The organism is Streptomyces sp. CLV115, from assembly GCF_038448545.1.
In the GTDB taxonomy this organism is placed as follows: domain Bacteria; phylum Actinomycetota; class Actinomycetes; order Streptomycetales; family Streptomycetaceae; genus Streptomyces; species Streptomyces sanglieri.
Genome location: NZ_JBCEWQ010000137.1, coordinates 1 through 23634 on the forward strand (window position 1 = coordinate 1; position 23634 = coordinate 23634).

27 protein-coding genes and 1 tRNA gene are annotated in these 23634 nt (G+C 70.3%); 11 read left to right on the plus strand and 17 right to left on the minus strand.

Features of this window, described 5'->3' with window-relative positions; translation table 11 throughout:
- Nucleotides 1–207: 207 nt before the first annotated feature.
- Nucleotides 208–1422, minus strand: a complete 1215-nt coding sequence (locus AADR41_RS32650) for a CapA family protein (RefSeq protein ID WP_342285321.1) — start codon at nucleotides 1420–1422, stop codon at nucleotides 208–210.
- Nucleotides 1423–1500: 78 nt separating this feature from the next.
- Between AADR41_RS32650 and AADR41_RS32655 the strand changes: the two genes are divergently transcribed.
- The 5 genes from AADR41_RS32655 (at nucleotide 1501) to AADR41_RS32675 (ending at nucleotide 6302) form a co-directional block, all read left to right on the plus strand.
- A complete protein-coding gene (locus tag AADR41_RS32655; RefSeq protein WP_342285323.1) occupies nucleotides 1501–2430 on the plus strand; it encodes a hypothetical protein in 930 nt (309 codons plus the stop codon).
- Between the two features lie 78 nt (nucleotides 2431–2508).
- On the plus strand, nucleotides 2509–3126 hold the full coding sequence (locus AADR41_RS32660; protein WP_342285324.1) for a hypothetical protein: 618 nt from the start codon (nucleotides 2509–2511) through the stop codon (nucleotides 3124–3126).
- A 94-nt stretch (nucleotides 3127–3220) separates the two neighbouring features.
- On the plus strand, nucleotides 3221–3949 hold the full coding sequence (locus AADR41_RS32665; RefSeq protein ID WP_342285325.1) for a DUF998 domain-containing protein: 729 nt from the start codon (nucleotides 3221–3223) through the stop codon (nucleotides 3947–3949).
- Nucleotides 3950–4012: 63 nt separating this feature from the next.
- The gene (locus AADR41_RS32670) at nucleotides 4013–5401 is read left to right on the plus strand and encodes a HEAT repeat domain-containing protein (protein WP_342285326.1); all 1389 of its coding nucleotides are present in this window, start codon (nucleotides 4013–4015) and stop codon (nucleotides 5399–5401) included.
- A 40-nt stretch (nucleotides 5402–5441) separates the two neighbouring features.
- Nucleotides 5442–6302 (plus strand): hypothetical protein, encoded by an 861-nt coding sequence (locus AADR41_RS32675; protein ID WP_342285327.1) that lies wholly within the window; start codon nucleotides 5442–5444, stop codon nucleotides 6300–6302.
- On the opposite strand, the gene AADR41_RS32680 is transcribed toward AADR41_RS32675, so the two are convergent.
- The 5 genes from AADR41_RS32680 to AADR41_RS32700 form a co-directional block, all read right to left on the minus strand.
- Nucleotides 6275–6652, minus strand: a complete 378-nt coding sequence (locus AADR41_RS32680; RefSeq protein WP_342285328.1) for a VOC family protein — start codon at nucleotides 6650–6652, stop codon at nucleotides 6275–6277. The two genes, AADR41_RS32675 and AADR41_RS32680, sit on opposite strands and share 28 nt — an antisense overlap.
- Before the next feature lie 149 nt (nucleotides 6653–6801).
- Nucleotides 6802–6874 (minus strand) — tRNA-Arg (locus tag AADR41_RS32685).
- A 453-nt stretch (nucleotides 6875–7327) separates the two neighbouring features.
- Nucleotides 7328–8566: an MFS transporter gene (locus AADR41_RS32690; RefSeq protein ID WP_342285329.1), complete on the minus strand. Its 1239-nt coding sequence runs from the start codon at nucleotides 8564–8566 to the stop codon at nucleotides 7328–7330.
- On the minus strand, nucleotides 8563–9027 hold the full coding sequence (locus AADR41_RS32695; RefSeq protein WP_342285331.1) for an ArsI/CadI family heavy metal resistance metalloenzyme: 465 nt from the start codon (nucleotides 9025–9027) through the stop codon (nucleotides 8563–8565). Before AADR41_RS32695 ends, AADR41_RS32690 begins: the two co-directional genes overlap by 4 nt.
- A gap of 60 nt (nucleotides 9028–9087) precedes the next feature.
- The gene (locus AADR41_RS32700; protein WP_342285333.1) at nucleotides 9088–10491 is read right to left on the minus strand and encodes an NAD(P)-binding domain-containing protein; all 1404 of its coding nucleotides are present in this window, start codon (nucleotides 10489–10491) and stop codon (nucleotides 9088–9090) included.
- A gap of 102 nt (nucleotides 10492–10593) precedes the next feature.
- Here AADR41_RS32700 and AADR41_RS32705 point away from each other — a divergent pair, with 102 nt between their 5' ends.
- Nucleotides 10594–10971: an ArsR/SmtB family transcription factor gene (locus tag AADR41_RS32705; RefSeq protein ID WP_342285335.1), complete on the plus strand. Its 378-nt coding sequence runs from the start codon at nucleotides 10594–10596 to the stop codon at nucleotides 10969–10971.
- A gap of 20 nt (nucleotides 10972–10991) precedes the next feature.
- On the opposite strand, the gene AADR41_RS32710 is transcribed toward AADR41_RS32705, so the two are convergent.
- Nucleotides 10992–11318: an ArsR/SmtB family transcription factor gene (locus tag AADR41_RS32710; RefSeq protein WP_342285336.1), complete on the minus strand. Its 327-nt coding sequence runs from the start codon at nucleotides 11316–11318 to the stop codon at nucleotides 10992–10994.
- Between the two features lie 60 nt (nucleotides 11319–11378).
- Between AADR41_RS32710 and AADR41_RS32715 the strand changes: the two genes are divergently transcribed.
- Nucleotides 11379–12431 carry a flavin-containing monooxygenase gene (locus AADR41_RS32715; protein ID WP_342285338.1) on the plus strand — a complete coding sequence of 351 codons (1053 nt, stop codon included), beginning with the start codon at nucleotides 11379–11381 and terminating at the stop codon, nucleotides 12429–12431.
- 7 nt (nucleotides 12432–12438) lie between these two features.
- Here the strand turns inward: AADR41_RS32715 and AADR41_RS32720 are convergent, their stop codons facing one another.
- Genes AADR41_RS32720 through AADR41_RS32735 form a run of 5 tightly spaced genes read right to left on the minus strand, consistent with a single transcriptional unit; the run spans nucleotide 12439 to nucleotide 15481 of the window.
- Nucleotides 12439–12759, minus strand: a complete 321-nt coding sequence (locus tag AADR41_RS32720) for a DsbA family protein (protein WP_342285339.1) — start codon at nucleotides 12757–12759, stop codon at nucleotides 12439–12441.
- 22 nt (nucleotides 12760–12781) lie between these two features.
- Nucleotides 12782–13843, minus strand: coding sequence for an ArsO family NAD(P)H-dependent flavin-containing monooxygenase (locus AADR41_RS32725; protein WP_342285340.1), 1062 nt, complete (start codon nucleotides 13841–13843; stop codon nucleotides 12782–12784).
- On the minus strand, nucleotides 13840–14064 hold the full coding sequence (locus tag AADR41_RS43000) for a DUF2180 family protein (protein ID WP_446751147.1): 225 nt from the start codon (nucleotides 14062–14064) through the stop codon (nucleotides 13840–13842). The genes AADR41_RS32725 and AADR41_RS43000 overlap by 4 nt, the downstream gene beginning before the upstream one ends.
- Nucleotides 14064–15176: an ACR3 family arsenite efflux transporter gene (gene arsB / locus AADR41_RS32730; RefSeq protein WP_342285341.1), complete on the minus strand. Its 1113-nt coding sequence runs from the start codon at nucleotides 15174–15176 to the stop codon at nucleotides 14064–14066. Before arsB ends, AADR41_RS43000 begins: the two co-directional genes overlap by 1 nt.
- Nucleotides 15173–15481, minus strand: a complete 309-nt coding sequence (locus AADR41_RS32735; protein WP_342285342.1) for an ArsR/SmtB family transcription factor — start codon at nucleotides 15479–15481, stop codon at nucleotides 15173–15175. Before AADR41_RS32735 ends, arsB begins: the two co-directional genes overlap by 4 nt.
- 94 nt (nucleotides 15482–15575) lie before the next feature.
- Here AADR41_RS32735 and AADR41_RS32740 point away from each other — a divergent pair, with 94 nt between their 5' ends.
- The 3 genes from AADR41_RS32740 to trxA are packed head-to-tail and all read left to right on the plus strand — an operon-like array spanning nucleotide 15576 to nucleotide 17322.
- A complete protein-coding gene (locus AADR41_RS32740; protein WP_342285344.1) occupies nucleotides 15576–15998 on the plus strand; it encodes an arsenate reductase ArsC in 423 nt (140 codons plus the stop codon).
- The gene (gene trxB, locus AADR41_RS32745) at nucleotides 15995–16975 is read left to right on the plus strand and encodes a thioredoxin-disulfide reductase (protein WP_342285345.1); all 981 of its coding nucleotides are present in this window, start codon (nucleotides 15995–15997) and stop codon (nucleotides 16973–16975) included. The genes AADR41_RS32740 and trxB overlap by 4 nt, the downstream gene beginning before the upstream one ends.
- A 23-nt stretch (nucleotides 16976–16998) precedes the next feature.
- Nucleotides 16999–17322, plus strand: a complete 324-nt coding sequence (gene trxA / locus AADR41_RS32750) for a thioredoxin (protein WP_342285346.1) — start codon at nucleotides 16999–17001, stop codon at nucleotides 17320–17322.
- Nucleotides 17323–17407: 85 nt separating this feature from the next.
- Here the strand turns inward: trxA and AADR41_RS32755 are convergent, their stop codons facing one another.
- From AADR41_RS32755 to AADR41_RS32770, 4 genes are all read right to left on the minus strand, one after another.
- Nucleotides 17408–18859: a hypothetical protein gene (locus AADR41_RS32755; RefSeq protein WP_342285347.1), complete on the minus strand. Its 1452-nt coding sequence runs from the start codon at nucleotides 18857–18859 to the stop codon at nucleotides 17408–17410.
- On the minus strand, nucleotides 18852–19757 hold the full coding sequence (locus tag AADR41_RS32760; protein ID WP_342285349.1) for a hypothetical protein: 906 nt from the start codon (nucleotides 19755–19757) through the stop codon (nucleotides 18852–18854). Before AADR41_RS32760 ends, AADR41_RS32755 begins: the two co-directional genes overlap by 8 nt.
- Nucleotides 19758–20246: 489 nt before the next feature.
- Nucleotides 20247–20879 carry a hypothetical protein gene (locus AADR41_RS32765; RefSeq protein ID WP_342285351.1) on the minus strand — a complete coding sequence of 211 codons (633 nt, stop codon included), beginning with the start codon at nucleotides 20877–20879 and terminating at the stop codon, nucleotides 20247–20249.
- Between the two features lie 325 nt (nucleotides 20880–21204).
- Nucleotides 21205–21726: a hypothetical protein gene (locus AADR41_RS32770; protein WP_342285353.1), complete on the minus strand. Its 522-nt coding sequence runs from the start codon at nucleotides 21724–21726 to the stop codon at nucleotides 21205–21207.
- A 433-nt stretch (nucleotides 21727–22159) separates the two neighbouring features.
- On the opposite strand from AADR41_RS32770, the gene AADR41_RS32775 reads away from it, so the two are divergent.
- On the plus strand, nucleotides 22160–22516 hold the full coding sequence (locus AADR41_RS32775; RefSeq protein WP_342285354.1) for a helix-turn-helix domain-containing protein: 357 nt from the start codon (nucleotides 22160–22162) through the stop codon (nucleotides 22514–22516).
- Here the strand turns inward: AADR41_RS32775 and AADR41_RS32780 are convergent.
- Complete coding sequence (locus AADR41_RS32780; protein WP_342285355.1) at nucleotides 22500–22940, minus strand: hypothetical protein; 441 nt, start codon at nucleotides 22938–22940, stop codon at nucleotides 22500–22502. The two genes, AADR41_RS32775 and AADR41_RS32780, sit on opposite strands and share 17 nt — an antisense overlap.
- Between the last annotated feature and the right edge of the window lie 694 nt (nucleotides 22941–23634).

A 23634-nucleotide genomic window follows, 5' to 3' on the forward strand; every position in this document is an offset into this window, starting at 1 on the left:
GGGTGAGCCGGCCGGGCGGATCGGACGGGACGGGGCCGGGCGGGGCCGGTTCGGTCTACAGGACCTGATCCGGGCTCGTCCGGGGCTCACTCCGGGCCGGTCCCGGATGCACCCCGAACCCACCCGGGGCCCGTTCCGAACTCACTTCGACCTCACTTCGACCTCACTCGGGATCCGCTGCGAACCCGCTCAGGGCTCGTTCCGGGCTCACTCCGGCAGGTCCTTCAGGGGTCTCAGCCCGTCATCGACGGCGCCCCGGTTGAGCAGGGTGCCCTGGGTCCGCTGGAAGGCCATCCGGTATCTGGCCCGTTCCGCGTCCGGCAGGTCCTCGCCGTTCTGCAACGCACCGGCCAGATCCACCAGCCGGTGGTCCTTCACCACCGCCGCGTCGGCCTCCTGTGCGCCGGCGGCGTCGGCGTCCGGTGGAATCGTCAGCAGCGTCGGTACGTACCGGGCGTCGACGTCCCAGGTGTCACCGCGCTTGTGGAACTCGAACCAGCCGATGACGCCTTCCTCGGTCAGCCCCGACGGCACGTCGTGCCGCGCCACCTGATTGCCCAGGCCGTACGCGACCCACGTGGAGCCGATCTTCTCCATCGGCTGCACCACATGGGCGTGATGGCCGATCACCAGGTTGATGCCGGTCTCCCGGGCCAGCCTGCGGGCCAGCTTCAGCTGTCCGTTGCTCGGGTCCGGGTGGTGCTCGCGTCCCCAGTGGATGCTGAGGATCACCACCTCGGCACCGGCCTTGCGGGCGGCCTTCTCGGCGGCGGCGATCCGCTTGAAGTCGGTCTGGTTGGTCAGCCACGGCTTGTCGGCCGGGACCTCGCGCCCGTTGAAGCCGAAGGCGTAGGACAGCTGGGCGACCTTCACGCCCTTCACGTCCATGATCAGCGGCTTGGCGGCCTCGGCGCTGTCGCGCGCCGACCCGGTGTGCTTGAGCCCGGCCTCGTCGAGCGCGTCAAGAGTGCGCCGTACGCCGGAGGCGCCGTGGTCGAGAGTGTGGTTCGAGGCCGTCGAGCAGGTGTCGTAGCCGACGTCCTTGAGCGCCGTGGTGATCTGCGGCGGCACGGTGAAGTCGGGGAAGCCCTCGAACGGGCCGTTGGGCTTGCCTGCGACCGGCTCGAAGTGGCAGATCGCGAGGTCGGCCTTGCTGATCACGGGTTTGACCCCGGCCATCAGCGGACGGAAGTCGATCTTCTCGCCGGCGCCCTTGGTGCCCTTGGCGTCCTTGCGGCCCTGCTCGGTCAGCTGGGGGTGGATCAGTACGTCGCCGGCTGCGGCGACGGTGAAGGAAGGTCCCTCCTTCGCGTCCGCGGAGTCGCTGTCACCGCCCGGAACCGAACAGCCGGCGAGGGCTGCGAGGAGGAGCACGGGCGCGGTGGCACGAGCGACGGAGGCGGAAGGCGAATAGCGGGACACCCCTAATATTTTTATATGTCTATGGTGCGGAATTCGACGACGAAGGTAACGATCAAGCGAACACTGATCGGTATTGCCGTGACGGTCGTCACTCTGGGGGCCCTTGTGGCCCTTTTCGTACCATTCGGCGGCCGGGGGACGGATGCCGCGAACGGGGACGGCCGCCGGGGGAGCTCCACGCCCGGCGACCCTGACCGTGACCGCGACCGGGTCGATCTCGCGCGCCGCGTCACGGACTTCACCAGGGACACGGTGGCCCGCAGTGACTACCTGCCGCCGCTGCGTGCCCAGCGCCGTACCGCCGCCGAGGCCGTGGGCCTCTTCCTCGACGGCCGGCGGGCCGAGGCGGGCCGCCGCCTCGACGACATCGACTTCGGCATCAGGACGTACACCGACACGGCGACCGGCCGCAGGTTCGCGGAGATCGCCGACCGGGCGGCGGAGGGCCGCCGGGGCTGGGGCCGGGTCTACATCGACCTGAGTGCCACGTCCCGCTGGTCGGTGCAGGTCCCGCACCCGGTCGCCGATTCGGGCAGCGAACAGCTCGGCATCGGAGTGCTGCGGGCCCGGCGGGGCGGTGTACTGGTCATGGCCGGCGCCCATCGCAACGCCGACAAGAAGGGCCGCGCCGACGTGGCCCACCGCAGGGACACCGTGTTCGACGCCGTCTGCGACGAACTGGCCGCACGCCGCTTCCCCGGCCTCCAGGTCCACGGCTTCGCCGACAGCACCGAACCGGACTACGACGTGATCGCCTCCCTGGGCTCGGCGGACAAGGGCCTCCCCACCGCCCGCCGCGCCGCGACGGCACTGCGCCACGAGGGCTTCGCCGTCTGCCGCGCCTGGGCCCGCCGCTGCGCACTGGAGGGCCGCGGCAACGTACAGGGCCGGGAGGCGGAGGACCAGGGCGTACCGTTCCTGCACATGGAGTTCAGCCGCACCGTCCGCGACGACGCGGCCCGGGTGCGCCGGGCGGCGGCGGCGATGGCGGCGTCCCTGCCTTCCTGAACGGTGGCGCCGGTTCGGCCCGGAGCGGGTGGGAACGGTTCGGCGGGTGCCGAAGAGTCACCGGTCTAGCGTCACCCCATGACGGAAACGAAGCACACACCCGCCACCTCCGAAGCCGCTGACAGTCCCATGCTCTGCGGCCCCGACGGCGGTTTCGACATCGGCCCCGACGGGGGCCCCGACAGCGGTTCCGACGACGGCTCCGCCGAGACCCCGGCGACGGACGAGCGCGACCCCGCGCAGCTCCTGACGGCCATGGTCGACCACGTACTTGCCCTGGCCGCGACCTGGACCGCCTGGGACGGCCGTCCCGTCCCCGCCGGTGACCGGCTCTACACCCCGCACAAGGCGATCCGCCGCGTCGCCGACCACATGGTCGACCATCTCGCGGAGATGGAGGCCCGATTGGCCGGCGAGGAGACACAGCCCGACCGCTGGCACGCCTCGGCGACCACCACCGCGGCCGACCTCGCCCCCTTCACCGGCGCCGACCTCGACGAAGCACGCAGTCGGCTCACCCGCCTGGCCAGGATCTGGGCGAACCGCCTGGACGCACTGACCCCCGACGAGCTCGACCACTCGGCCGGAACGGGCTGGACCTTCCGCCAACTCGCCCTCCATGTGTCCGAGTCGGACTACTACGCGGAGTCCGTGGGGGATCTGACGGCCCCTCTGCACCCCTTCAGCTCCGAGTGATCCGGAAGCCCGGAAGCAACGCCCTCCCGAGCGATGAGTTTCCCTGCCCCCGCCGGTCATAGGAGTACAACATCCTGAACCCGAAGGGCTCGTCATGACCCACACGCTCGGCGCCCGTACCCACGAAGCCCGCTCCGCCGACGCGGCCCGCATCACCGGCATCCCGGAGGTCCGGGAGGCGCAGGACGCATCGCGACCGGCGATTCGAGGCCCGCTGCTCGCCGGTATGGCGGCCGGCCCACTGTTCCTCGGGGTGGCCGCCGTTCAGGGACTTGTACGCGAGGGCTTCGATTTCACCCGCAACGCGTTCAGTCAGCTAGCCCTCGGCGGCCCCGGCTGGATCCAGACGGTGAACTTCGTGCTCACCGGCGCACTGTTGGCGGCCGGCGCGGTCGGGCTGCGCCGGCTACTGAGAGGGGGCGCGGGCGAGAGAGGGGTGCCGGTGCTGCTCGGCGTGTTCGGTGCTTCGTTCCTGGCCGCCGCGGTGTTCGACGCCGACGCCGGCGCCGGATTCCCCGTCGGATCCCCGGAGACCGGCACGCTGAGCGGGCACGGGGCCGTCCACATGTTCAGCGGCATGATCGGCTACCTGGCGCTGTGCGCCGCGTTCGTCATCCTGGCCCGCCCCCTGGCCGCCAGGGGCTACCGGGCCTGGGCCCTGTCCTCCCGCCTCGCCCCCGCCCTCGTCCTCGCGGGCTTCGCGGCCTCCGGCTCCCATGTCCTCGCCTTCACCGCCGGAGCGGGCTTCGGCCTCTGCTGGCTGACCGCCGTGACCGCCCGGCTGCTCACCGGTACGGTGACGGCCGAGCACCCGGGACGGTAGACAGGGCTGACCATGGCGCACGGAACTGAGGACCGGCCAACACACAACGGGGGCGGCGCGGGCATGAGCCCGACCATCGAGGTGAGCCCGAGCGGAGCCGCGACAGACACCGCCTCCTCACCAACATCCACACGGACATCCCCACCAACATCCACACAGACATCCCTACCAACATCCCTACCAGCATCCGCACGGACATCCGCACGGACATCCGCACCGACATCCGCACCGACATCCGCCGTACAGGCCGGGGACGCGGTTGCCGTGGAAGCCCTGCTCTCGGCGGGCGCCGACCCCGACGCGTGTGACGAGCACGGAACTCCCCTGCTGTGCCTGGCGATCGAGGCGTACGCCGACGAAGTCGTCCGCCTGCTCGTCACGCACGGCGCCGACCCCGACCGGTGCGGACCGGACGGCGTGCGACCACTGCGCAAGGCCGTCGACTCGGGCTCGCCCGCCGTGGTCGGTGCCACTCTGCACAACACCGCCGAGTGGCACCGCCACCGCGAGGCCGAACTGCTGGAGGCGCGGAGCCTCGCCCGGCACTGGTACGAGACGGGCGTCGAGGCGGAACTGCGGCGCCGTACCGGCGCACAGGGCGCGGTCGCCCGTACGCACGTCCAGGACGACGAGTACACCGCCGTCGACGAGTTCTCCCTCGGCGGTGCGACCGTACGAGACGGGCACGCGGCGATCCTGACGGACCTGGAGAAGGCGCTCGGTCTCCGAACCCCCTTCGAGGAGCTGCTGGACCGGGCGTTGACCCACCCCGACCAGCAGCACACCACCTGGGCGGCCTCCACCCTCCTCCTGTCCCACCGCCGCGACCAGGAGACCTGGGACGCGGCGGCGGCCCTCAGCGCCGACCCGGACCCGGTGCACCGGCTGTTCGGCGCCGAAGTGCTGCGGCTGACCCACCTGTTCGACGAGAGCGAGGAGGACAGGTTCGCGGCTCCCACGCTGGAACTGTTCCTGAACCGGTCGGCCCGGGAACAGGACGCTACGGTGCTCACCGAGCTGCTGACCGGCCTCGCCGAGCACGCCGACCCGCGCGGCGACGAGCGCCTGTTGTCCCATGCAGGTCATCCCGATCCCCGCGTGCGACACGCGGTGGCCTTCGGTTTCGACAGGTGGACCCCGGCCTTCTCCGCCACGGTCCGGAAGGCATTGGTGGACCTGATGGCGGACCCGGACGCGGAGGTCCGGCAGGGCGCCTGTCGCACGGTCGCCGACAGCAGGGACCGTGCCCCCGAACTGGCCGACGCGATGGCCGCGCTGCTGGACGACGCGAGCCGCGCGGTCCGGGTCAGCGCCGTTCAGGGCCTCGCCCGCCACGACGACGAACGCTGCGTGGAGGGAGCCCGCCGCCTGCCTCCCGCACCGCCCGGGACCTCGTACGAGTACGAACTCGACGAGGTGTGGCGGTACGAACGCCGCCGCGACGGCCGCTGAAACCGGATCGGACTTCCGTGCACGCCCTAGGCTCGCCCGCGTGATCGAAAACGGAGATGGGCTCGCCTGGCTCGACCGGGGCCTGTACGGCTGCTACCTCACCTTCGCGGAGGGCATACCGGCCGAGGAACTGGCAGTGCGACTGGGCGCCCCGCCGGATTCGCCGGTGCTGGACGCGGAAACCGTCGCGGCGATCGAGCGGGCCGCGCCACCGTGGGAACGGTCCGTCCCCGACATCGGCCGCATCGGGGACGCGGGCAACGGCTGGTCGTTCGTACTGCTGCCCTGCACCGCGTACTGGGAACACGGCCGCACCGGCCCCGGGAGCCCGTACGGCCACCACCCCTCGCACGGCATCCGCACCGTGAGCGCCGTCCACACCGGCATGGACCCGGCCCAGCTCGATGTCATGCACGACGGGCAGCACCTCTGGGGCTACTCCGACAGCGGATTCAACGGCTCCCGCCCCGACCTCCTGAACACCGCCCTGGCCGCCCTGGGACGGAACGCGGACGAGGACGGCGAAGTCCCCCCGGACACCCTTTCGTACGAGCTCCTGTACACAGCCCTGGGCAACTTCTTCGGCCTCAACGGCCTGCCCCGCGCCGCCATCGAGAACGACACCCTGCCCGGCATGTTCTGCGAACCCCGTGAACTGCCCCGCCACGAGTACGCCGACGCCCCCGCCGGCCCGTACGGACCCTGCGAGCAGTGCGGCGGACCGATGACCCTGAGCCATGTGGCGAAGGAGGTGGGGAGCTACGTCCTCTACTGCGACCGGTGCAAGGCCCTCGGCGGGTACCGCGTCGAAAGCCTGACACGCACCGAGGAACGCACCGTCCCCAACCCCAAGTGGGCAGACGTCGATCCCGGTCAGTCGCGAACGAGACAGAAGGGGTGACCCGCCGGGTCCGCGTAGATCCGCCAACCACGCGTGCCCTCACCGGCATCGAGCAGCGAGGCTCCGAACCCGAGCACCTCTTCCTGGGCCAGATCGAGATCCGTGACACCCAGATCGAGATGGAACTGCTGCGGGTGAGCGGCATCCGGCCACTGCGGCGGCCGGTGGTCCTCCACCCGCTGGAACGCGAGCACGAGCCCCGAGTCGGTATGAAGGGTCGACCAGCTGTCATCGAGCGACCACCGAGGATCCGGCCGATCCACCGCGCCACCGAGAAGCGCCAGATAGAACCGGGAAAGCTCACGCACATCGGAACAGTCCAACACCACACACTGCAGCTTGGCGATCATGAGCAGCAGCGTAGACGGGGTGCGCCGGCCACGTTCCAAAAGCGCCGCGAGGCACGCGGAGCCACCCTCCCCCCGCTCCGTACGCACGCCACAGCCGGAAGCCCTCCCGCCTCGACGGGCGAAAGGGCTCCTGACCTGCTATTTCATTGTGCCCCCGGCAGGATTCGAACCTGCGACACCCGCTTTAGGAGAGCGGTGCTCTATCCCCTGAGCTACGAAGGCGGGGGCTTGTAGAAAACCTTGGAGAAAACCCAGCGAGTGGATCTTCGACGAGGCGTACAAGCCCACTGGTCAGACGGGGTGCGGTGCTTTCTGCGGTTCTGCTCGGGCAGACAGCGGGACGTACCGACGACCGACCAGGGACAGCGTAGCGGATCCGTGCCGGTGAGGGGCTTCCGTACTGGGGTAGCTCAGTGAGAGCGGATGCTGCATGCCTCCAGCCTGCTGCTTACGCATGCCGGGGTTGGTGATCGAGGGGCGGCGGAGTGCGGTGGGGAAGGTGAGTTTTCCGTTCCGTTCCGTGCGTTGGCCCTTGAGGGGATACGGGTGTGATCTTGAAGGCCCCTGACATGTCTGCGGGCGTCCTTGTGAGGAGTGGGAGCTGTCGGGGCTGGAGGTTGATCGAATGGGGCTTCTGGTCTGTATCCAACAGTGGGCCTGAGCCGGGCTGGTAGGTCAGATGTGTGTGGGTGGCGTGGCTTGGGGCGCGGGGGGCATCGCGCGGAGTGAGATCAGGCACGACGCTGCGGAGGCGAGGGCGAGCGTGGCGAAGAGGTGGGGGTATCCGCCCAGTGGTGAGGCCAGAGTGGCACCGGCGAAGGGTGCGAGTGCGGAGGCGGTGGTCGCAGGTGCCGCGAGGAGTCCGGACAGGCGGCCGTAGTGGGTGGTGCCCCATCGGTCGGTGATGGCGGTGGCTTGCAGCAGAGTGAGGTTGCCACGGACCATCCCAGCTGCGACCGACAATGCGACCAACAGGGCGTAGGGGCCGGGGGTAACGGCGAGGGCGGCTGTGGTCACGCCACCGAGCGCAATCAGGACGGAGGTGCGCGCGGTGACCCCGGTGTGGCGGGCGAGCGCCGCGTACAGGGTGCGGCCGAGTGTCTGTCCGGCGCCGCCCAGGCCGAGGGCCCAGGCGGCCTCGCCGGTGGAGTATCCACGTTCGAGGAGAAGCGGGACGAGGGCGATCACGACGGCGTAGACCGTGAACGCGGAGAGGGTCAGTGCGGTGGCCAGCATCCAGAACGGTCGGCTGCGCGTCACTGCGGTTGCGCTGTCGCGGGCGTGAGCTGGTGCGGGAGGAGCTTTCGGCCAGGGTGCTTTGAGCGCCAGGGCGTGAGCGGGCACGGTCACCGTGGCGAGCAGTAGGGCGAGGACTGTGTAGGTCGCGCGCCAGGACAGATGGTCGGCGAGCGTGGCGGTCAGGGGTGCGAAGAGGGTGGAGGCCAGTCCGCCGGCCAGGGTGACGATGGTGAGGGCGTGGACGTGGTCGGGGGCCCACCAGCGGGTCAGTGCGGCGAAGGCGGGTTGGTAGAAGGTGGCCGCCATCGCGAGGCCCGCCAGCAGCCAGCCGGCGAAGAACACTGGAAGGTTGGGAGCGGCAGCGACGATGAGGATGCTCGCCGCGCCGAGGGCGGAACCTGTGGTCATGACAGTGCGTGGGCCCCGGTGGTCGATGATCCGGCCGACCCGGATCCCGGCGAGGGCAGAGACGAGCAGCGCGGCGGAGAAGGCGGCCGTCGTCGCTCCGGCCGGCCAGCCTGTTTCGGCGGTGATCGACGGGTTGAGTACAGGGAAGGCGTAGTAGACGATTCCCCAGCTGGTGATCTGTGTGACGCACAGGGCGGGGAGTACGGCGCGGGGCCGCGAGCGGTCGTCTGTTCCGGTCGCGGCCCTTGGAGTGTTGAGATCTGTCACGAGCAGCAGCCGCTGTCCTCGGCCGACGTGGCCCCCGTTTCGGGGGCGGCCTGGTCCGTGCAGCAGGCGCTGTTCTTCTGCTTGGTCATCGAGTCGGCGTCGGCTTTGACGGCATACACCTCCCACGGTTCCTGGCCGGGGCCGTGGACCCAGACCTTGTCCTGGAGGGCGTAGCAGCAGGTGGTGTCGTTCTCGACGTCTGTTGCCAGGCCCTGGTGGGTGAGGCGGGTGGTGGCTGTGTGGACGGCTTCGGTGGTTTCGACTTCGATGCCGAGGTGGTCCATGCGTGTGTTCTCGTCCGCAGTGCCCTGGACGAGGACGAGTTTGAGCGGTGGTTCGGTGATGGCGAAGTTGGCGTAGCCGTCGCGGAGTTTGGCCGGTTCGACGCCGAAGAGCTTGGTGTAGAAGTCGATCGAGGCGTGAAGGTCGGGGACGCGCAGGGCGAGCTGTACTCGGGACATGGTGGTCCTCCTGACGCTGGGTGGAAGCGCCCCGGCCCGGCGTGGCCGGGGCGCCGGGGCTCAGGCCCCGCAGCAGCCGCCGGATGAAGCCTCTTCCTGGTTGCTTGCCACTGGCACGGGGGCGCCGACGGCGCCGATCTGCACGAGTGCGGGTGCCGGGGTGGTGCAGCAGCCTCCGCCGTCGTCGTTCTGTCCGGCGGCCGGGTCGTCGAAGAGTCCGGCTCCGCCGCAGACTCCGGTTTCGGGGAGGGTGAGTTCGACGCGGTCGGCGGACTCGGTGTCGCCGGCGATGGCTGCGGTGATGGAGCGGACCTGTTCGTAGCCGGTCATGGCGAGGAAGGTGGGGGCGCGGCCGTAGGACTTCATGCCGACGAGGTAGATGCCGGGTTCGGGGTGGGCGAGTTCGCGGTGGCCGTGGGGGTAGACGGTGCCGCAGGAGTGCTGGTTGGGGTCGATCAGCGGGGCGAGCTCCACCGGTGCCTGGAGACGTTCGTCGAGGCCGAGGCGGATCTCGGAGAGGAAGGACAGGTCGGGGCGGAAGCCCGTCAGCACGATCACTTCGTCCACCGGGTCCAGGCGGCGGCCGTCCTCGCCGACCAGGACGAGACGGCCGTCGTCGTCCTGGTCGATGGCTTCGGTGCGGAAGCCGGTGACCGCGTCGGCGTGGCCGTTGTCGACGGCGGCCTTCGCGGCGAGGCCGAGGGCGCCGCGGGCGGGGAGCTGGTCGGCGGTGCCGCCGCCGAAGGTCGAGCCGCTGATTCCCCGGCGCAAAATCCATACCGCGTGGGTGGCTGTCACGTCCTTCGTGAGGTCGGCGAGGGTGGCCAGGGCGGTGAACGCGGAGGCGCCGGAGCCGATCACAGCGGTGCGCTTGCCGGCGTAGCGGGCGCGGACGGCGGGGTTCTTGAGGTCGGGGACGCGGTAGGTGATGCGGTCGGCCGCCGTCTTCTCGCCGAGGGCGGGCAGGCCGCCGGCGCCGGCCGGGCCCGGGGTGGTCCAGGTGCCGGAGGCGTCGATGACGGAGCGGGCGAAGACGCGGTCCTCACCGCCGTCGGCAGTGGTGAAGTGGACGACGAAGGGCTGGCTTTCGCGGTCGGCGTCGACGATGCGGTCGCGGCCCGCGCGCGACACTCCGGTGACGGTGGCGTTGTAGCGGACGCGGTCGCCCAGAACGTCGGCGAGGGGCTGGAGGTACTGCTCGGCCCAGTCTCCGCCGGACGGGTAGGTGGCCGCGTCGGGCTTGGTCCAGCCGGTCGGGGCCAGGAGCTTCTCGGCGGCGGGGTCGGTGACCTCGCCCCAGGTGGAGAACAGCCGTACGTGCGACCAGTCGCGGACCGCGGAGGCGGCGGCCGGTCCGGCTTCCAGGACGAGCGGGGTGATGCCGCGCTCGGCGAGGTGGGCGGCGGCGGCGAGCCCGGCGGGGCCGGCCCCGATGACGACTACCGGAAGGTCAGTGGTGGTCATGGCGGTGATGTCCTCCGAGATGGGCGGCGTACGGCCGCTGTTTCGATTGCTGTCGATATCCGGAGCTTGCCACTCGGCATCGACAAGTGTCAACATAGACACATGCCGAAGTCAGAGGTTGCGGAACTGCCGCTCGCGGACGCGGGGACCGTGGTGCCGTGCTGCCCGCCGATCACCGCCGGAGAGCTGTCGCAGAACGATGCGGAGAAGATGGCTGTCATGTTCAAGGCACTGTCGGACCCGGTACGCCTGCGCCTGTTCTCCAAGGTCGCCTCGCATCCGGGCGGTGAGGCGTGCGTGTGCGACATCTCCGACGTCGGCGTCTCCCAGCCGACCGTCTCCCACCACCTGAAGAAGCTGCGCGAGGCCGGACTGCTGACCTCGGAGCGGCGCGGGACCTGGGTCTACTACCAGGTCGCACCGTCCGTCGTGGCAGCCATGTCCGCCATGCTCGACCTGCGCCCGGCCGCCGGCCACTGACCGGCTGCCCACTCGGCCGGTCAGCCGGTGCAGCCTGGCGGGCAGCATCGCGCCAGGTACGCCTGGAGTGAGGCGACACGCTCGGCCATGGTGGCGCCGTCGGCCCGGTAGAAGACCTGTTTGCCCTCCTTGCGGGAGACCACCAGGCCACCGCGGCGCAGCAGGCTCAGGTGTTCCGAGGCGGTCGGCGGTTTCAGCCCGCAGCGGTCGGCGATCTCGCCGACCGTGAGTTCGATGCCGCCGGTGAACTGCAGCATCACCTTCTGGCGGGTCTCGCTGGCCAGGGCCTTGAGGAAATCGGCCGTCGCCGGATCCACTGCGGAGTTCTCGCTGCTTTTCTCTGTCACCACTTGCTCAACATTTCGTTACTTCCCGAAACAACGACTCATTGTGGGGTTCACGATCTCATGGAGCATGCCGATCTCGTCGTCATCGGTGCCGGGCAGTCCGGCCTGGCTGCCGCGGCCCTCGCCCCGCGTCACGGCTTCACCCGCGTTCTGGTGCTGGAGGCGGCCGATCAGCCGGGCGGGTCCTGGCCGCAGTATTACGACAGCCTCACGCTGTTCTCCCCGGCCCGGTACTCATCCCTGCCCGGGACGCCTTTCCCCGGCGACCCAGACCGCTACCCGCGCCGGGACGAGGTGGTGGACTACCTCCGCGGCTACGCGCGCCGCCTTTCTGCCGACATCCGCACAACGACAACCGTCACCTCCGTGACACGCCAGGACGGCGTCTGGTCCGTGCGGGCCGAGGACGGGCGGGAGTTCGGCGCCCGGGCAGTCATTGCCGCGACCGGTGACTACGGCACACCGTCTGTCCCGGACCTGCCGGGGCGTGCGGAGTTCGGCGGCCGGGTGCTGCACGCCGCCGGCTACCGCAGCCCCGAGGCGTTCGCCGGGCAGCGGGTCGTGGTGGTCGGCGGCGGCAACTCCGCGGTCCAGATCGCCGCCGAGCTCGGTCCGGTTGCCGACACCACCCTGGCCACCCGGCGCCCGGTCGGATGGACACCCCGGCGCCCGCTGGGCCGGGACCTGCACTGGTGGCTCAAGCACACCCGCCTCGACATCGCACCGATCCGTCCGCTGCTGGCGAAGGTTCCCGTCTCCGTAATCGACGACGGCCACTACCGCGCCGCCCTGGACCAGCACGGCGTCGACCGGCGCGAGATGTTCAGCCGGTTCACGGGCGAGGGAGTCGTATGGGCCGACGGCACGAAGGAGACGGTCGACGCCGCGGTACTCGCCACCGGCTACCGTCTCACCTTCCCCTACCTGGAAGACAGCGGCGCTCTCGGCACCGAAGGCGCCCCGGTGCACCGGGGCGGCATCGCCACCCGGGTGCCGGGGCTGGGCTTCGTCGGGATGGAATTCCAGCGCAGCTTCTCCTCCAAGACGCTGCGCGGTGCCGGACGCGACGCCGGGCACGTCCTGAAGCGATTGCGTACCGCAACGGCCGGGTGAACCGGGGTCAGGATTCGCGGCGGAAGGCGGCCGCGAGAGCCTGTTGAAGCTGGCCGACGCTCGGGGCTCCGTCCAATCCCTCGGGGGTGCGATAGAGGCGGCAGGCCATCCCCTGTACACGTCCGGTTCCTGCGAACGGGTCTTCTCCGTCGATGAGGACGGTCGGGGAGCCGGTGAAACCCGTGCGTTCGGCCTCGGCCTGATCGGCGGCCACACGGGTGACGACATCGGCATCTCGCAGCCCGGCCGCCTCCAGCGCCTGCCGCAACCGGCCAGAAGCCAGCTGTTCGTTCGGGCATTCCTTCACGACTACGACCTCGATCCGCATGCCTCCAGCATGCCGCGGACACTCAGGCGAGCAGCTCGGTGATCTGCCGGACGGCCTCGCGTGCGGGGCGCCCCACTCCGATGAGGGTGGCGGAGGCCGGTCCCGTCCAGTCGCCGTAGCCGAGCAGGTGCAGCCGTGGCTCACCGACCGCACGGGTGCCGTCCGTGGTGATATGTCCCCCCTCCCCGCGCAGACCCAGGGCAGCGAGGTGGGAGAGTGCGGGGCGGAAGCCGGTGCACCAGATCACCGCGTCCGCCCGGGCGGACGTTCCGTCGCTCCACCGGATGCCGTCGGCAACGAGCCGCTCGAACATCGGCTGGGCCTTCAGCAGTCCCGCGTCCCGCGCTGCACGGACCGGTGGGACGGCGACGATATCGCCGAGTGAAGCGACGCCGCCGGTGTCGGTGCGGCCCTCGTCCAGGGCGCGACGGCGTGCGGTGGCGGCATCGAAGAGGGCGCGGCCGTCGATGTCGTCGGCGAGGAAGCGGGGCGGGCGTTGAGTGACCCAGGTCAGGTCGATGCCGTCGTGGGTGGCAAGGTCGGCGGCTATCTGTGCGCCGGAGTTCCCGCCGCCGACCACGACGACCCGCTGTCCGGCGAAGTCGGATGGGCTGCGGTAGCTGGTGGTGTGGATCTGGCGGCCGGTGAAGACCTCCTGGCCGGGGACGGCGGGCAGGAAGGGGCGCCACCAGGTGCCGGTCGCGGAGATGACCACCCGCGCCGACCATGTGCCGGTGTCTGTCTCCACCCGTAGGCGGTCCGCGTCCCGGCGCACCGCCTGGACGCGGACCGGGCGGTGGACGGGCAGGCCGTAGCGCTGTTCGTAGTCGGTCAGGTACTCCACCACGTGCCCGGCGTCCGGGTATTCCTCGCCGGTTTGGGCGGGCATGAGGCGGCCGGGCAGGGAGGAGAACGCGGCCGGAGAGAACAGGTGCAGGGAGTCCCAGGTGTGCTGCCAGGCCCCGCCGGGCGTGTTCTGCGCGTCGAGGATGACGAAGTCCAGCTTGTTGCGGCGCAGGTGGTACCCGGCGGCGAGTCCTGCCTGCCCGCCGCCGATCACCACCACGTCCACCGCGCCGGTCACCGGGCCGTCAGAACCGCTGCGGCCGGTGCCTCGGCTGCGGCACACACCGGGCACAGCACCGTTCGCGCTTCGGCCTCACCGGGGGTTCCGATCAGGCTGCCCCGTCGCACGCTCCGGGTTGCGATGCGGGCATGCGCCGCACAGACCCCGGCGCCGCAGCCCTGGCAGACGCCGACAGTGGTGCTGTCCGTTCCCGTGGTGCGGCAGTCGAGGCAGTGCATCAGCTGTCCCTTCCCGGGGTGGTGAGTGCTGCGGGCGTGAACTTTTTGCGCCAGGCGAGCGCGACGTAGACGAGTCCGATCAGGACGGGTACCTCGATGAGCGGGCCGACGACTCCGGAGAGTGCCTGGCCGGAGGTGACGCCGAAGGTGGCGATGGCGACGGCGATGGCGAGTTCGAAGTTGTTGCCGGCCGCGGTGAACGCCAGGGTCGTGGTGCGGTCGTAGGCGAGTCCGAGGGCCTTGCCGAGCAGGAAGGTGCCGAAGAACATGATCGCGAAGTAGACGAGCAGCGGCAGTGCGATCCGGACCACGTCCAGGGGCTGCGAGGTGATCGTCTTCCCCTGGAGGGCGAACAGGATGACGATCGTGAAAAGCAGCCCGTACAGGGCCCAGGGGCCGATCCTCGGCAGGAACTTCTGCTCGTAGTTCTCTCGGCCCATCTTCTGCTCGCCGATGCGGCGGGTGAGGAAGCCGGCCAGCAGCGGGATGCCGAGGAAGATGATGACGTTCAGCGCGATGTGCCAGACGGAGACGTCCAGGCCCTGGCCGTCGCCGAGGTTCAGCCAGCGCGGGAGCAGGTCGAGGTAGAACCAGCCGAGCAGGCCGAACGCGATGACCTGGAACACGCTGTTGAGGGCGACGAGTACGGCGGCGGCTTCGCGGTCGCCGCAGGCGAGGTCGTTCCAGATGATGACCATGGCGATGCAGCGGGCGAGGCCGACGATGATCAGGCCGGTGCGGTACTCGGGCAGGTCCGGCAGGAAGATCCAGGCCAGGGCGAACATGACCGCGGGGCCGACGATCCAGTTGATGACCAGCGAGGACACCATCAGCTTGCGGTCGCCGGTGACGGTGTCGAGCTTGTCGTAGCGGACCTTGGCCAGGACCGGGTACATCATGACGAGCAGGCCGAGCGCGATCGGCAGCGAGATCCCGCCGATCTCGATCTTTGCCAGCGCGTCGTTCATCCCGGGGATCAGTCGCCCCAGGCCGAGGCCGACTGCCATGGCGAGCAGAATCCACACCGCGAGGTAGCGGTCGAGGGTGGAGAGCTTCTTGACGATCGAGTCGTCACCGGCCGCCGTGGCGGTGGTGGGTTCGGTGGAGGTCACGGGCAGGCCCTCTTGTTCCCAGCTGCGGTACGGGCGGACTCGGCCAGCGCGGCGAACTGTTCGGACAGGCCGGCCAGGACCTCGGGCTTGAGCTTGTAGTAGGTGAAGCGGCCGCACGGTTCCGTCTCCACCACTCCGGCCTCGCGCAGGACCTTCAGGTGGTTGGAGAGGTTGGTCTGCTTCGCTCCGGTCTCCTCGACCAGGTGCGTCGTGCAGAGCGTCTCGCGGGCCAGCAGGGTCACGATCTGGAGGCGGAGCGGATCGCCCAGCACCCGGATCAGATCAGGATCGACTGAAGTCAGCATGTACTGATACTCTCACATCATTGCCTGCTGATACCAGCGGGGGCTGAAGTCATTGGCGGCTGGTACCGCCCTGCGACGAGAGAGAACGATCACCATGGCCGAGTCCTCCGGCAAGCCGTCCGTCCTGTTCGTCTGCGTCCACAACGCCGGCCGCTCCCAGATGGCCGCCGCCTGGCTGACCCACCTGGCCGGAGACCGCGTCGAGGTCCGCTCCGCCGGCTCCAACCCCGGGGAGACTGTGAACCCCGCCGCCGTCGAGGCGATGGCGGAGGTCGGCATCGACATCTCCGCCGAGACCCCGAAGATCCTCACGATCGACGCCGTCCGCGAGTCCGACGTGTGCATCACCATGGGCTGCGGTGACGCCTGCCCGGTCTTCCCCGGCAAGCGCTACCTGGACTGGAAGCTCGACGACCCGGCCGGACAGGGCGTCGAAGCCGTCCGCCCCATCCGCAACGAAATCAAGACTCTCGTCGAGGGCCTGATCGCCGAGATCGCCCCGCAGGCCACGGCGTGAGCGATATACGCGATGTCGTCATCATCGGCTCCGGCCCCGCCGGATACACCGCCGCCCTCTACGCCGCCCGTGCCCAGCTGGGGCCCGTGCTGTTCGGCAGCAGCATCTTCGTCGGCGGCTCCCTGACCACCACCACCGAGGTCGAGAACTTTCCCGGCTTCCCCGAGGGGGTCCAGGGTCCGCAGCTCATGGAGGACATGCGGGCCCAGGCCGAGCGCTTCGGCGCCGAGATGATCGACGACGACATCGTCGAAGTCGATCTCACCGCAGCCATCAAGACCGTCACCGACACCGCCGGCACCGTCCACCGGGCCAAGGCCGTGATCATCGCGACCGGGTCCGGCTACCGCAAGCTCGGACTGCCCAAGGAGGACGAACTCTCCGGGCGGGGCGTGTCCTGGTGCGCGACCTGCGACGGGTTCTTCTTCCGCGACCGCGACATCGTCGTGGTCGGCGGCGGCGACACCGCGATGGAAGAGGCGACCTTCCTGACCCGGTTCGCGAAGTCGGTCACCATCGTCCACCGCCGCTCCGCCCTGCGGGCCTCACAGGTGATGCAGAACCGCGCGTTCGCCGACGACAAGATCTCCTTCGCGTTCGACAGCGAGATCGCCGAGATCAAGGAAGACAACGGCATGCTCGTCGGCGTCGTCCTGCGCGACACCTTCACCGGCGCCACCCGCGACATCGACGCCACCGGGCTATTCATCGCGATCGGCCACGACCCGCGCACCGAACTGTTCAAGGGCCAGCTTGACCTGGACGACGAGGGATACCTCAAGGTCCAGTCCCCCTCCACCCGCACAAACATTCCCGGCGTCTTCGGCGCCGGGGACGTCGTCGACCACACCTACCGCCAGGCCATCACCGCTGCCGGCTCCGGCTGCGCGGCCGCCCTGGACGCCGAGCGCTACCTCGCCGCCCTCGCCGACACCGAGAACACCGCGGAACCGGCCAAGGCCCCGGCCACCGTCTGAACCACCTGCAACAGGAGGCCGCCATGGCTCTCCAGAGCGTCACCGACGACAACTTCGACGAGGAAGTCCTCAACAGCACCAAACCCGTGCCCGTCGACTTCTGGGCCAGCTGGTGCGGCCCGTGCCGCCAGCTCGCCCCCTCCCTGGAGGCGATCGCCGCCGAACACGGCGACAAGATCGAAATCGTCAAGCTCAACATCGACGAGAACCCGGCCACCGTCGCCGAGTACGGCGTCATGTCCATCCCCACGATGAACATCTACCAGGGCGGCGAGGTTACCAAGACCATCGTCGGCGCAAAGCCGAAGGCCGCACTGGAACGCGATCTCGCAGACTTCAACGGCTGATCACCGCCGTCGCTTCCCGGCAGAGCCAGGCTCTGCCGGGAAGCGACGGCGTCCTGCTCTTGACCCTTTCTTGTCACCGGCGGTCTCACTGCCCGTTTCTGTCCTGGTGGAGGCGGTGGCTGGTTGCATTCTGGGAGAGGGTGAAGCCGAGGACGTAGACCTTCTGACGGGCCAGGCCGTAGGAGATCATGCGGCGGTTCCACAGGCTCTGGTCGAGCTGGTTGTGGAGGGACTCGGCGTCGCTGCGGTAGGGGTAGAGCAGCTGGTGGGCGCGGGTGTCCTGCGGGATCTGCTGGAGGTGCTCGGCGCGGTGGAATTCGCGCTCGGAATCGCTGGGGCGGGGCTTGCCGGTTGCGCGGTCGGTGCCGGTGCGGTCGGCGGGGGTGGTGGTGATGGCCACGGGCACGCGGTGGGTGTGGGCGCCGTGGCGGCAGGGGATGCGCAGCAGGTGGTACCAGCGGCTCTTCGCCGGCCCGTGGCGGGGCTCGAGCCGGGTGACGGGGACGGGGACGAGGTGGCTGGTGCCGTCGTCGAGCCCGATGCGTTCGGCGATCCGCCCGTCCTGGCACCACAGGACGTGGCGGCAGCGCCCGTAGCGCAGCAGTTCGTAGGCGCGCGGGGCGGTGGAGCCGTGCTGTTTGTTGATGACCAGCAGGCCCTGGCGGGCCAGGGCGTCGCGATGGGTGCCGCGGAAGGCCCCGTCGTACAGCACTCCCATGCACCCGGGCAGGTGCGAGGACAGGTGGGTGAAGGTGCGTACCGCGACGGCGGCCTCGTCCTCGTAGGCACCGCCGGCGACGTGGCAGAAGGCGAGGATGACGCGCCGCCAGTACCCGTCCTCGCGCCCGGAGGCGAAGAACCACTTTGTGCCGCGCGCGGCACGCTTCGCCTTCTCACCGTTCTCGTAGTACACCCGGGCGGCCGGGTCGATGCGGTGGCTGAGGACCCGCCCGGTCGCGGTGTCCTCGGTGGTGGCCTGTTCGGCCTTGGAGGGGGCCTTGGGGACGGTGGCGTCCCCCGCCAGCAGCTGCCCGCGCCGCGGCCCGGCCCAGTTCCGTGCGGAACCGGCCGGGAACAGGCCCTGAGCCACCGCCTGTTGGAGGGCATGGTGCTCGAAGGCTTCCTGCAGCATGTCGATGTGCGGGGCGAGGATGTTCTCCTCGGCATACAGGTACTGGGCGCGGCTGGGCGGAGCCGGTGCCAGCAGCGCCGCGGCACGCCGCCCGGCATGCCGGCGCACCGCCGCACGCACACGGCTCCACTGCGCCGGGGTGGTCAGCGCCCCGACGGCGGAGCGCTTGGAGCCGGTGACCGGCATCAGGGAGGCGAGCAGGAGGTAGACCAGGGACGGGTAGCGGCGCGGGCAGCCGACATGACCGGGCGGAGGAAGAAGCTCGGCCAGTTCGTAGATGACGGGATAGTCGAGGCAGTCCTCGATCCGCTGTGTGACGCTGCGTTGCTCGGTATCGGTCAGCTGCCGCTTGCGGCGCGGCCGCACCAGCGCGGGCAACGGCTCGCCGAAGATGTCGTCAGGCACCGCACTCCCCTTCCTCCCGCACAACACCGCCACCCGGGCCGAAGCCAGAGCCGGGGCCGGGGGCGGGGCGCCAGGTGTGGCCGATGACGGTGGCGGCCCGGTCCAGCGAGCGCAGCCCCAGACGCCGGGCGGCCTGCTCGATGCGGCCGGTCCGCTCGAAGACCTCCACCCCGGCCCACGCGGTGACGGAGGACGGCTTGACGTCCGCCTCGCCGCCCAGGCCGATCCGCACGAGGAGATCACGCAGGGCCACACAGGCACGGGCCTGCAGGTTGCAGTCGGGGGCGTCGTGGTCGGACACGGCCAGGCGGGCCCAGGGCGCGGACGGTGCGTGCACCTGGCGGGCCGTGACGAACTCCGCCCTGCCCTGGAGCGTCACCAGCGCCCAGTCGTCCAGAAGGCACCAGCGCGGGTCGGTCTTGGTGGAGCCGTGCATCCACACCCGGCGGCCCTGCGCGTCCAGGTCCCTGACCCGGATATGGCCGATCTCCCCGCTGTGGCCTCCGGACAGGGCCAGCGCGGCGGCCGCACCGTGACGGCTGGGACGGGCGACGAACGATGCCTGGTGACGCAGATCGACGACCTCGCCCTCCGACAGCGGCCGCACCTCGCCGTCCGTGCGGGGCGGCAGCACGATGTCCCGGGCCGGATCCTGGTCGCTCAGCCCCAGCTCCCGCAGCCCGCGGTAGGCGCTGCGCAGGACCGAGCGGCGCAGATACATGGTGGCCACGGCCGCGTCACTGACATGCCCGTGGCGCGAACGCCCCCGGGCGGTCACGAAGTCCTCCACGAGGCCTGCGGTGACATCCTCCAGCAGGACCGCCCCGTTCAGCCTCGCGTAGCGGGCGAAGCGGCCGTTGAGCAGCAGGGTGAACTTGTCGAGGGTCTGCCCGGTCATCTCCCCGCGGGCCGTCATCGACCCCCACAGGTCACGGACACGGTCAAGAGCATGGGGCAGAGAAACGTCGCAACCCACCTGGTAGATCCTTCGCTCGGGCGGCACCAGCACGGGCAGACCCCCCTCCCACCGTGCGGGGCGGCACTCACGGCGGTCCGGGGCAGGACATGAGCTGGTGTTCCATACATGCGACAGATTCGGCACGGGTGATCTCCACGGCAACCCGGACCGCGCACCAAGGTGACGGACCGTCAGCCAAGTGGGGCATGGACGACTCCATGCCGGTGACAGGGCAGCACGGTCCGCGGGCACAGTGCGGCGGCCCGACGAGAAGCAAGAAGGAATGAAAGGAAGGAGGGGGGAAGGTGCACGCCGCCGCGAGGAGGCGGGTGCGGAAGACGGGACGGCCCGCCCGCCTGCCCGCCCGGCCCGGTGGGCAGGCCGGACGGCCAGGCGTCCGGTTCGGGTTCGGGGCGGCGCGCGCGGGGGTCAGGCGCCGGCGGGCGGCGGGGTGAGCGAGGTGAACAGGGTGCGGTAGGTGTCCATCAGCGCCACGAAGCGGTCGGTGGGCAGCGCCGCGAGGTCCTCGTCCGGCATCGTCATGAGCGGATCGAAGATAACCGGCCCGTCCGCCCGCACCCCGCCACTGCCCGCGGTCGTGCCCGAGGCGGTCCCCGGCGCCGCGACCAGCCCGTTGTCACGGTGCACGATCAGTGCATGGACCAGCCACTCGACCAGGTAGATCCATCGCTCACGGCGGCCCGGCAGGCCCTCGCCCAGCCGGCCGGCAAGGACCCCTTCCTCCAGCGGGCCGTCCTTCAGCAAGTCCAGCGCGGCCTGCTCGAACCACTGCCCCCGCCACAGCTCACGCAGCACCAGGCGGGACCGGGCCGAATCGACCGACCGCAGCCGCGCGAACCGCAGACCCGCCTCAGTCACCGCCCAGGTGCCGCGGCCGGGCTCGATCAGCCCCGCCTGCTCGAAGAACGCCCGTACCCCGGACATGGTGCTCGGTGACAGGTCTGCGCGCCGGGTCACGGCGTCCTGCCCCACCGGCACACGCCCCTCACCCCCGAGGTCGGCGATCGCGGCGATCAGCTCCATCTGCTTCTCGGTCCCCATGCGCCCGGTCGGCGGCGCCCAGCCGTCCGGACACCCGGCACGGGACGCCCGGGTCACAGCCACTCTCCCGCGTCAAGCCGGACGTCAACCACAGCACACGCACCATTTGTGTGCGAAGTGGGATGAAAAGGGGTCGAATTCATTGTGGGGTCCTCAAGGATTCGTCATTTACGGGGGTATCCAGCCGAGGACCGCCTTCGTGACCGCGCAATGTCCTACGCTCGTTCACGATGCGTGGGTCCTCAAGCTGACGCGTCACGGGGCCACCGGAGGACCTGTCAGTTGCTCCGGTGGTCCCCTTCCGCGAGGGACTCATCACTGCTCTTCAGTTGTGTGCCGGGCCCGTCTTTTCCGGATCGGCGATCCGGTACAGGCCCTGCCGGAATGGCCCGGCCCGATCCACCCGCCCCACCCTTCGCAGGCGGTCCAGCGACGAGCGGATGTTGTTGTTCTTCGTACCGGGGCGCACACCTGCCACGCCTGCGTAGATGTCGGCGAGCGTCATCGGCCCACCCGGGGCGAGCACCGCAAGGACGGCGCTGTCGATGGTCGGCCGTGCCCGCGTTGACCCTTCCGGGCCCGAGGTCCAAGCGCCCGCTGTGTCCCGCGGCACCCGTTCCCGGGGCTGTGCGAGCCGGGAGAAATACTGCTCGGCGGCCTCCACCGCCCGCTGCACCGCAAGGGTCCGCGCATCCGCGGTCTGCTCATCCTCCAGAGCCTGACGAAGAACGAGTTCGGCCTGCTCCCTGACGGCCCGGGCCTTTGCCCGCCTGGCCGTCTCGCCCTCGAAGGCCCGCTGCAGACGGGACAGCTGCGGATGCCCCGCTGCACTCGGCGCCACCACCATCCCGCCCCTCCTTCGACTGCACGTGACGGCCAACGTAGCCGCCCCGGAAGCTGCATCCGTAGCCCAAAGCTCAAAGACTGCAAGAACGGGTGTACCGGCAGCACTCCAGTTGACGCCACGAGCCTGGCCGCAGAGGTGGGGCCCGTGCGGAAGCCGCCGCCCTTGCAATGCAACACCGCTGGACACGCCAGCAGTTGAGGAACGCTGCCAGGTCAGTGCCACTGCCCGTGAGCCCGTGCCGCCACCCCCGCGCCCTCGCCCGCAAACCCCCCGAAGCCACTCCTCCTGCGGGCCCGGAACACTGCGGCGTCCGCCCGCCGGCACGCGCGAGGGCTTCACCCCTGCGTACCCCGGCCCGGCGCCGGTGTCGACGGACCCCACTGGGTTGCACATATGGTCAAAACCCCTCGCCAGACCGTGACATCATCACCCCGTGCCCAGGAGCAGCAACGACAAGACCCCCCACCGCTACATCCTCCAAGGCGACTGGCCACAGGCCGACCTGATTCCCGGAGCCCCGCTCAGCGCCCACTGCAGCCTGCTCCTGGCCCGCGACCTCGACCAGGTCCTCCGCGCCCGCGGGTACTCCCTGCGCGACATCGCGAACCTCGCCGGCGTCGCCCACTCCACCGTCGCCCGCGTCCTGACCGGCGAAGTCCTGCCCGACATCGGTACCCTCATCCGCCTCGAAGACGCCCTCAACCACCAGCTGTGGCCCGGCCTCCACGCCGTCCGCGCCGCAGCCCAGCACAACAGACCCCACGAACCCGGCCCTACGCGTCCAGCGTGATAACCCCATCCGGAATCCAGCCCTGGACGTAACCCTCGACCAGCAGCCCCAGCTCCGCGGGGAACAGCCCCACGCCTGCCTCGGCCAATCCCGCCACAGGCCACCACCGCGCCGAGACATCGACCAACCGCGCATCCACCGGCCCGGCCGCCTTCAGGATGACCACATCCGCCTCACACGGGCCACCGCCCCGCCCAGACACCCGCAGACGGCCCGTTACCGTGCCTCGCGTCACCGCGCCCACAGTGGCGCGCTCGGCCCACCGCCGCACCACACCCTTGACGGAACCCGCGTCAGGAACAGGCAACCGCACAGGCCACCACACCCCCGCATCGGCAGGGCAGCACAACAAAACCGCCTTGCTGTCACACGACAACAAGGCGATCAAAACGATCCGCTGTGAACACGAAGCAACCAGGCCCATACACCCAGGCTCAAGACCACACCACACTCAGGCACGTCCACACCAACCAGTGCACTGAACCCCTGAGGCAACCACAACTCATTCAAGTCGACTACCAGCAAAGCAGCCTGACCAGCAGCTACAGGCCCAGCGTTCCCAAAACCGCAGCCCTCCGTTGCGCCCACTCTGAGGCACTCGCCCCCGACCTGCGACGACGGAGTTTTCTACAAGCCCCACGAAGGCGGAGCTTGTCGGAAGCCGGTCCGGAAACCCCGTCGGGGATGCCGCGCCCGGTGAGACAGGCGTCCTGGTCGGACTGCTACTGGCTGACTGACCGCTGACAGCCTAGCGGATCAGGCTTGCGGGGGTCGCCCCGCATTGCCGCCTTCGTGGGCTGTGCTCGGTTGTGTGCCGCGTGGGTGCGCGTGTGGCGTGGATCTCGGTGCTCTGCCGGCCCCGCGCCAGGGCCCGTGCATGGGCCTCGCGCCTGGTCTCACACCCGTCCCCCGTCCCAGCCCCGCGCCTGGCCTCCCGACTGTCCCCGCGCCGGGCTCCCGCACCTGGCCCTGCACCTGGCCCCGCCCAGGCCCAGGCCCCGGTCCCGGTCGCGTCACGGGACGCATCGCGGGCGTGCCCGCCCCCGCTGCTCCGGCTGCGCGTACGTCGGTTTGGGTGGGGTTGTAAAGGGGGCTGTTCGTGAGGGGAGTTGGGGGTG

What these genes read in the sequence shown, in the direction of transcription:
- AADR41_RS32740 (WP_342285344.1), top strand. Translation starts at nt 15,576, where the DNA reads ATGGCCGAGTCCTCCGGCAAGCCGTCCGTCCTGTTCGTCTGCGTCCAC.
- AADR41_RS32705 (WP_342285335.1), top strand. Translation starts at nt 10,594, where the DNA reads ATGCCGAAGTCAGAGGTTGCGGAACTGCCGCTCGCGGACGCGGGGACC.
- AADR41_RS32665 (WP_342285325.1), top strand. Translation starts at nt 3,221, where the DNA reads ATGACCCACACGCTCGGCGCCCGTACCCACGAAGCCCGCTCCGCCGAC.
- AADR41_RS32680 (WP_342285328.1), bottom strand. Translation starts at nt 6,652, where the DNA reads ATGATCGCCAAGCTGCAGTGTGTGGTGTTGGACTGTTCCGATGTGCGT.
- AADR41_RS32760 (WP_342285349.1), bottom strand. Translation starts at nt 19,757, where the DNA reads ATGACCGGGCAGACCCTCGACAAGTTCACCCTGCTGCTCAACGGCCGC.
- AADR41_RS32770 (WP_342285353.1), bottom strand. Translation starts at nt 21,726, where the DNA reads ATGGTGGTGGCGCCGAGTGCAGCGGGGCATCCGCAGCTGTCCCGTCTG.
- AADR41_RS32670 (WP_342285326.1), top strand. Translation starts at nt 4,013, where the DNA reads ATGAGCCCGACCATCGAGGTGAGCCCGAGCGGAGCCGCGACAGACACC.
- AADR41_RS32695 (WP_342285331.1), bottom strand. Translation starts at nt 9,027, where the DNA reads ATGTCCCGAGTACAGCTCGCCCTGCGCGTCCCCGACCTTCACGCCTCG.
- AADR41_RS32780 (WP_342285355.1), bottom strand. Translation starts at nt 22,940, where the DNA reads ATGGGCCTGGTTGCTTCGTGTTCACAGCGGATCGTTTTGATCGCCTTG.
- AADR41_RS43000 (WP_446751147.1), bottom strand. Translation starts at nt 14,064, where the DNA reads ATGCACTGCCTCGACTGCCGCACCACGGGAACGGACAGCACCACTGTC.
- AADR41_RS32765 (WP_342285351.1), bottom strand. Translation starts at nt 20,879, where the DNA reads ATGGGGACCGAGAAGCAGATGGAGCTGATCGCCGCGATCGCCGACCTC.
- trxA (WP_342285346.1), top strand. Translation starts at nt 16,999, where the DNA reads ATGGCTCTCCAGAGCGTCACCGACGACAACTTCGACGAGGAAGTCCTC.
- AADR41_RS32715 (WP_342285338.1), top strand. Translation starts at nt 11,379, where the DNA reads ATGGAGCATGCCGATCTCGTCGTCATCGGTGCCGGGCAGTCCGGCCTG.
- AADR41_RS32720 (WP_342285339.1), bottom strand. Translation starts at nt 12,759, where the DNA reads ATGCGGATCGAGGTCGTAGTCGTGAAGGAATGCCCGAACGAACAGCTG.
- AADR41_RS32700 (WP_342285333.1), bottom strand. Translation starts at nt 10,491, where the DNA reads ATGACCACCACTGACCTTCCGGTAGTCGTCATCGGGGCCGGCCCCGCC.
- AADR41_RS32735 (WP_342285342.1), bottom strand. Translation starts at nt 15,481, where the DNA reads ATGCTGACTTCAGTCGATCCTGATCTGATCCGGGTGCTGGGCGATCCG.
- AADR41_RS32660 (WP_342285324.1), top strand. Translation starts at nt 2,509, where the DNA reads ATGACGGAAACGAAGCACACACCCGCCACCTCCGAAGCCGCTGACAGT.